General features: G+C 61.1%; 9 protein-coding genes. 5 read left to right on the plus strand and 4 right to left on the minus strand.

The window, feature by feature from the left end; translation table 11 throughout:
• Positions 1-155: 155 nt before the first annotated feature.
• Both GIW28_RS26670 and GIW28_RS26675 read left to right on the plus strand, forming a co-directional pair.
• Positions 156-866 carry a response regulator gene (locus GIW28_RS26670; protein WP_056857506.1) on the plus strand — a complete coding sequence of 237 codons (711 nt, stop codon included), beginning with the start codon at positions 156-158 and terminating at the stop codon, positions 864-866.
• A complete protein-coding gene (locus tag GIW28_RS26675; protein WP_099548572.1) occupies positions 863-2,248 on the plus strand; it encodes an ATP-binding protein in 1,386 nt (461 codons plus the stop codon). The genes GIW28_RS26670 and GIW28_RS26675 overlap by 4 nt, the downstream gene beginning before the upstream one ends.
• A gap of 125 nt (positions 2,249-2,373) precedes the next feature.
• Here GIW28_RS26675 and GIW28_RS26680 read toward each other — a convergent pair whose 3' ends face one another.
• From GIW28_RS26680 to GIW28_RS26695, 4 genes are read right to left on the minus strand one after another with little or no spacing between them, the layout of a single operon-like run.
• Complete coding sequence (locus GIW28_RS26680; protein ID WP_017137184.1) at positions 2,374-2,586, minus strand: SEC-C metal-binding domain-containing protein; 213 nt, start codon at positions 2,584-2,586, stop codon at positions 2,374-2,376.
• On the minus strand, positions 2,583-3,065 hold the full coding sequence (locus GIW28_RS26685) for an LEA type 2 family protein (RefSeq protein ID WP_017137185.1): 483 nt from the start codon (positions 3,063-3,065) through the stop codon (positions 2,583-2,585). Before GIW28_RS26685 ends, GIW28_RS26680 begins: the two co-directional genes overlap by 4 nt.
• A gap of 20 nt (positions 3,066-3,085) precedes the next feature.
• Positions 3,086-3,556 (minus strand): YchJ family protein, encoded by a 471-nt coding sequence (locus GIW28_RS26690; RefSeq protein WP_017137186.1) that lies wholly within the window; start codon positions 3,554-3,556, stop codon positions 3,086-3,088.
• A 4-nt stretch (positions 3,557-3,560) separates the two neighbouring features.
• Positions 3,561-4,058 carry a DUF6231 family protein gene (locus tag GIW28_RS26695; RefSeq protein WP_177032675.1) on the minus strand — a complete coding sequence of 166 codons (498 nt, stop codon included), beginning with the start codon at positions 4,056-4,058 and terminating at the stop codon, positions 3,561-3,563.
• 190 nt (positions 4,059-4,248) lie between these two features.
• Between GIW28_RS26695 and GIW28_RS26700 the strand changes: the two genes are divergently transcribed.
• The 3 genes from GIW28_RS26700 to GIW28_RS26710 all read left to right on the plus strand — a co-directional run.
• A complete protein-coding gene (locus GIW28_RS26700; protein ID WP_017137188.1) occupies positions 4,249-4,944 on the plus strand; it encodes an OmpA family protein in 696 nt (231 codons plus the stop codon).
• A 132-nt stretch (positions 4,945-5,076) separates the two neighbouring features.
• A complete protein-coding gene (locus GIW28_RS26705) occupies positions 5,077-5,370 on the plus strand; it encodes a DUF1145 domain-containing protein (protein ID WP_017137189.1) in 294 nt (97 codons plus the stop codon).
• Positions 5,363-6,000: collagen-like protein (locus GIW28_RS26710; RefSeq protein ID WP_236490434.1), on the plus strand; the 638-nt coding region annotated here is incomplete at its 3' end. The genes GIW28_RS26705 and GIW28_RS26710, both read left to right, overlap by 8 nt.

The following is a 6,000-nucleotide window of genomic DNA, read 5'->3' on the forward strand; positions in this document are numbered from 1 at the left end:
TTCGGTAGTCTAAAGAGCGATTCCGCCTGCCATGCCCTGGCTTTGTATCGCTGATGCGTGATTATGGTTTCCCACAACATTCCATTACATTTGCGTGTATCGCTGGATGAACTTTCGGCTATCTCCTGCGTTTTGAGTTTTCGGATTGACTGCCCATGGCCAAGCTTGACCACCTGCTGATCGTTGATGATGACCCGCAAATCCGTCAGTTGCTTTGCGACTACTTGAGTGACGCGGGGTTTCAGGTGTCCACCGCCGCCGACGGCAAGGAAATGCGCCGCCGCCTGGCGCTGAATGTGATCGACCTGATCGTGCTCGACCTGATGCTGCCTGGCGAAGACGGCTTGAGCCTGTGCCGCGAACTGCGCGTCAGTTCCAACACGCCGGTGGTAATGCTCACCGCCAAAGGCTCGTTGATCGACCGCATCGTCGGCCTGGAAATCGGCGCCGACGACTACCTGCCCAAGCCGTTCGACCCGCGTGAGTTGCTGGTGCGAATCAAGGTGGTGTTGCGCCGGGTGCAGAGTTTTCCGGACCGCGCGCGGCTGGACGAGGCGCCGAGTATTCGTTTTGCCGGCTGGCAACTCGACACACGGGCGCGGCAATTGCTCACGCCCGAGGGCGTGGTGGTGAGCCTGGGCAACTCGGACTACCGTGTGCTGCGCCTGCTGTTGCAGCACCCCAACCGGCCGTTGAGTCGCGACTTTTTGCTCAACCATGTGTTCGACAAGGACAGCACGCCGTTCGACCGCTCCATCGACGTGTGTGTCAGCCGCCTGCGCTCGCAGCTGCCGGCGGGGCTGATCAAAACCGTGCGCAACGAGGGTTACATGCTGACTGCCGATGATGTGGTGCTGGAGTCGTGAGACTGCTGCCGCGTTCGCTGTTCGGGCGGCTGGTGCTGATTCTGGTCAGCGGCATGCTCGCGGCCCAGGCGCTGACCAGCAGCATCTGGTACGACCGTCGGCATGGCCAGGTGCTGGAGATTCCTGCGCGGTTGATCGCCACACGCCTGGCAGACGTGGTGCGCCTGGTACACAGCGACCCGCAGCAGGCCGACCAGTTGATCAAACTGCTCAACACCCCGCATTTTCAATTGACCTTGAGCGATCAGGCCAGCAACACGCCGAGCACGTTGACCGACAGTGACCGGCCCACCGAGCGGCTGATCAAGCAGGTGCTGACGGAGAAAACCGGTTCTGCCCAGACCCTGATGTTGCTGCGCCTGTCTCTGGTTGATGGCGAAGGGCAAGGCGCCGGGCTCTCGACCCTGCTCAGTTCCAAGCCGGTCATCGGGCAGTTCCTGATCGACCTGCGCCTGCCCGATGGGCGCTGGTTGCAGGTGGACGCCAGTGAGGAGCAGGGCTGGACCAGCACGTCGCCGCTGGACTTGCTGTTCGACTACGTGATGCGCATCTATTTGCTGCGCGTGCTGGTGCTGGTGATCATCGCGTTGGTGGCGGTGCGCCTGGCCATCCGCCCGCTCAATGCCTTGGCCAAGGCCGCCGAAGCCCTGGGCCGGGATATCCAGCGCCCGCCGTTAGCGTTGGACGGCCCCACCGAAGTGCGCCGCGCCGCCCAGGCGTTTAATGCGATGCAGCAACGGTTGATAGCCAATATTGCCGAGCGCACGCGCTTTCTGGCGGCGATTTCCCACGACCTGCGCTCGCCGATCACACGCCTGCGCCTGCGCACCGAAATGCTCGAAGACACGCGCACCAAGGAGCGGTTTCGCAGTGACCTGGAAGAAATGGAACACATGGTGTCCAGCACCCTGGATTTTGTCAGCAGCGGCGAAATCAACGAGACGCGGCAGAACATCGACATCAATGCCTTGCTGCAAAGCCTGCAGGCCGACCTTGAAGACGTGGGCGAAAGCGTGACCATTGTCGGTCGCGCCCGGCAACCGCTGCCGGGCTATGCACGCAGCCTCAAGCGTTGCGTGCAGAACCTGCTGGAAAATGCGGTGCGTTATGGCCGAGAAGTGGTGGTGCGGGTTGAGGATCAGGTGGACAGTTTGAAAATCGTCATCAGTGACCGTGGCCCAGGGATTCCCCAGGAGCAACTGGAGCAGGTGATGGAACCGTTTTACCGCATCGAAGGCTCACGCAATGCCGACACGGGCGGTTACGGGTTGGGGCTGAGCATTGCGCACACGATTGCGCGGGCGCATGAGGGGCGGTTGAGTTTGAGTAATCGGGAAGGTGGGGGGTTGGAGGTAGTGTTGCAGTTTCAGAGAAAGCTCTGATCTGAAATACGGAGCAAATGTGGGAGCTGGCTTGCCTGCGATGGCGGTGGGTCAGCTGACACATTGTTAACTGTCAGACCGCTATCGCAGGCAAGCCAGCTCCCACACTGACTGCATTCAGGGCATCAGGCCCCGTGGCACTTCTTGAATTTCTTCTCACTGCCGCACGGGCACGGATCGTTGCGACCCACGTCCTTCAACGCGTTGCGCACCGGCTCCTGGTGAGCGTGGCCGCAGTTCGGGCCGTGGACATGGCCGTGGTCGTGATCATGGCCGTGATCATGCTGATCGTGATCGTGGTTGCAGTCAGGACCATGGACATGGGGTTGCTGAGTCATCGATGTCGCTCCGGAATAAAATCACCGGGGATTATCTCGCCATTGTGGGCGACCTGCACGTCATTACCGATGAATAATCCGGTTTTCAGCTCGCCTTCCAGGCGATAGGGCACGGGTTTGGTCGGGTTTTTGAGCATTTGCACCACATCGCGGATCTTCGGCCAGAGGTTGGTGCGCACCTTCACCCGAAAAAAACCATGACTGCGCGGCGGTATGGTCAGCCATTCGTTGGACTCGCCTTCGGTCAAGACAAAACCGCCCAGGCTGACCTTATAGATCAGGCCGCGCACCGTGAGGTCGGCGTCGTCGCGGTTATCGACGCGAAACCACAGTTTGAATTTCTGCTCCAGCAGCTTGGCCCGTACCACCTCGACTTTCACCAGGGCGACGTGGGGCGTAGGCGCATCGTCTTCAAACCACGACGCGCAGCCGCTGAGACTCAAGGTCAACGCCAGCATCAAGCTGTACATCCGAAGCATGGCGTTTTCCCTGTGGGCGATTAGAGGTAGCTGGAACAGCACTTCTTGAATTTTTGGCCACTGCCGCACAAACATACATCATTGCGCCCGGCCTTGAACTCAACCGTCGGATCGATGAAGTACCAGCGCCCGTCATTCTGTACGAAAGACGACTGCTCACGGTGGCTGTGTTCGCCGGTGCTGTCATGCCAGCGTGCGGTAAAGGTCACGAATGCATGTTCCGGCTGGCCGCCGAACACTTCCGAACTTTCCACCTCCAGGCCCAGCCAGGTGCTCTGCGCGCTCCAGGCGCTGATCGCAATGCGGTCCAGGCCGGCTTGCTGCGCGGGCAAGGTTGTGGCCACCAGGTAGTCCACCAGGCCCAGCACATAGGCGCTGTAGCGCGAGCGCATCAGCGCGGTGGCGCACGGCGCCGGGTGGCCGGCGTGATAGTGGCCGCAGCAGGCATCCAACAGGTTGCCGCTGCCGCAGGGGCAAATGGATGTACTCATCGGGTTACCACCAATACTTTCCAAAATTTTCCGGGTTGGCCCAGAAACGGGCGTTGAGCCAGTCGGGCACCTGTTTGTAGTCAAGCAGATCATAGGTAAACAGTGTCAGTACCTGCTCGTCGCGCTGGAAACGCTCGCCGGCTTGCAGGGCCAGGGAGAAGAAGTCGGTGTCTTTCCAGCCGCAGGCGCCCAGGTCCACCAGCACCGCAATGCGGCTGCTATTAAGGTTGCGAATGCCGCCGAGCAAGGTCAGGCCTTGCGGTTTTGACAGGTGCTCCAGGCAGTCGACCACCAACGCCAGGTCAAAACGCTGCGCCGCCAGTTCTGCCGGCAACGGCCCGGGCGGGGCGATGGCCGCGATGGTGTCCGGGTGCTCGGCCTGGAACGCCTCCAGCGCCGGAAACTGGCTGGCGCCCAACAACAACAGGCGTTTGGGCTGGTGCAAGTCGAGCAAAGCGGCCAGGGCTTGCTGGGGTGTACGGGAAGAAATACCAGCGGTCATCACAGATCCTCACATCAGAACCCTAGAGACTAGCGCGGCTGAGCGTGCGGGCCTAGAGCGGGCGGCAGCGAAAAGTCCTACAAATGCGGCGATCCTCAATGAAACCGGGGGTGTGGCGTACTGGCGCAGATGAAAAGAGCGGTCTTTACTCCACCTGTCGGCCCCCGCCGATCCCCTCAGGAGAAATCACATGAGCATCATGCGGACAGCTCTACCCTTGGTTCTGCTAACCGGAGTATTGACAGGTTGCGCAGGGTTGCAAAAAACCGATTGGCCCACCTGTGCAGCAGTCGGTGGTGTGACGGGCGCTGCCATTGGCGCCACTGAAAGTTCAGCCTATGCGGGCGCAGGCGCGCTGTTGATCGGCGGCATGGCCGGCGCCTATTGCTGGGTGCATGGCGACGGCGACGAAGATGGTGACGGTGTGCCGGACAGCCGCGACAAATGCCCTGGCACGCCAAAAGGCGTGCAGGTCGATGCCAATGGTTGCCCACCCGCACCGCCGGCCGCCGTGGTTGAGGAAGTGGTGGTGGTCAAGGAAGAAACCATCGTGATTCGCGATGTGCACTTCCAGTTCGATTCGGCCAAGTTGACGGCAGCGGACAAAACCAAGCTCGACATCATTGCCACTCGCCTGAAAAAAGAAGCCCCAGGCGCGCAACTGCGGGTCAGTGGGCATACCGACAGCGTCGGTAAAGATGCCTACAACCAGAAACTCTCGGAAAAACGCGCCCACTCGGTGACTGATTACCTGGTCAGTTCCGGTGTGCCTCGCAGCAACTTTGTCTCGGTGACCGGTGCTGGCGAAAGCCACCCAGTGGCCGACAACAAAACCGCTGAAGGGCGTGCGTTGAACCGTCGCGTGGAAATCCAGATCAACCGCTGACAGCCCTTGCCCCTGCGGGCACCGCAGGGGCATTGCCGGCGAGCCCTGGCAAGTTTTTTCATCCTTCACTGGCAAATCGCCTGCAGAAGTCGGTACTGTGCGCCCAAAGAATAATAGGCAGGGGCATGCGGGATGAAGGTGTTTTGGGGGCTGGGAAAGTTTCTGACGTTGTTGTTCTGGGTAGTGGTGCTGGTCAACCTGTTCCGGCCGCTGACGAATCCGTTTCACCTGTTGGTCAGCCTGGCCGGCAGTCTGTTGATGCTTACCCACCTGCTTGAATTGCTGTTGTTCAACAGCAGCTTGAAACACCGTGCCCACCCTTGGCGTGACCGCTTGCAGATTCTGCTGGTGGGGATGTTCCATGTGCGGGGCCTGTCGGCGCCTGCTGCGGTTAATGAAACGAACGAGGAGGCCAATCATGCGTAAGGTTTTTCTGTTGGCCCTGTTGGTCAGCCCCATTGCTATGGCGCAGAGCGTCAGTGTTGAAACCAACTCGCTGATGCGCCTGCCCAGCAGCACCAGCGTGTTGCAACTGGAGCGCCTGGATGTGGCGGACTACGGCACGTTGCTGGTGCCGGCGACCATCAGCCAAGTGACCGTGGATGAGTTGCACCTGGGTCGCGAGGCGCGTATCACCATCGCCCCCGGCAATACCGCGCTGCAATTGCAGGTGCGTAATGCGCAACTGGAACATGGCAGCCAGATCACGTCGCGCGGTGCCCCCGGTACCCACGAAAAGCCGGCCAAGGCCGGGCGTGACCTGGTGCTGCGCATTAACGCGCTGACCGCCGAAGAGCTGTCGGTGGACGCGCGTGGCGGCGCCGGTGCCCAAGGTTATGCCGGCCTCGATGGCGCCAACGGTGTGGACCCAGGCTGCACCTGGGGTTCCGCCGGGCGTGGTGCCAATGGCGATAACGGCGGCGACGGCCTGCCGGGCGCGTCGGGGGCGACTGTGCGGGTTGAGCTGCCACAGAGCTTCCCGGCCGAGCAGATCAAAGTGTGGGTCGACGGCGGGCCGGGTGGCTTGGCCGGTACGGCGGGCAAACCGGGCAAAGG

The organism is Pseudomonas sp. PA-5-4B (assembly GCF_021606215.1).
In the GTDB taxonomy this organism is placed as follows: Bacteria; Pseudomonadota; Gammaproteobacteria; order Pseudomonadales; family Pseudomonadaceae; genus Aquipseudomonas; species Aquipseudomonas edaphica.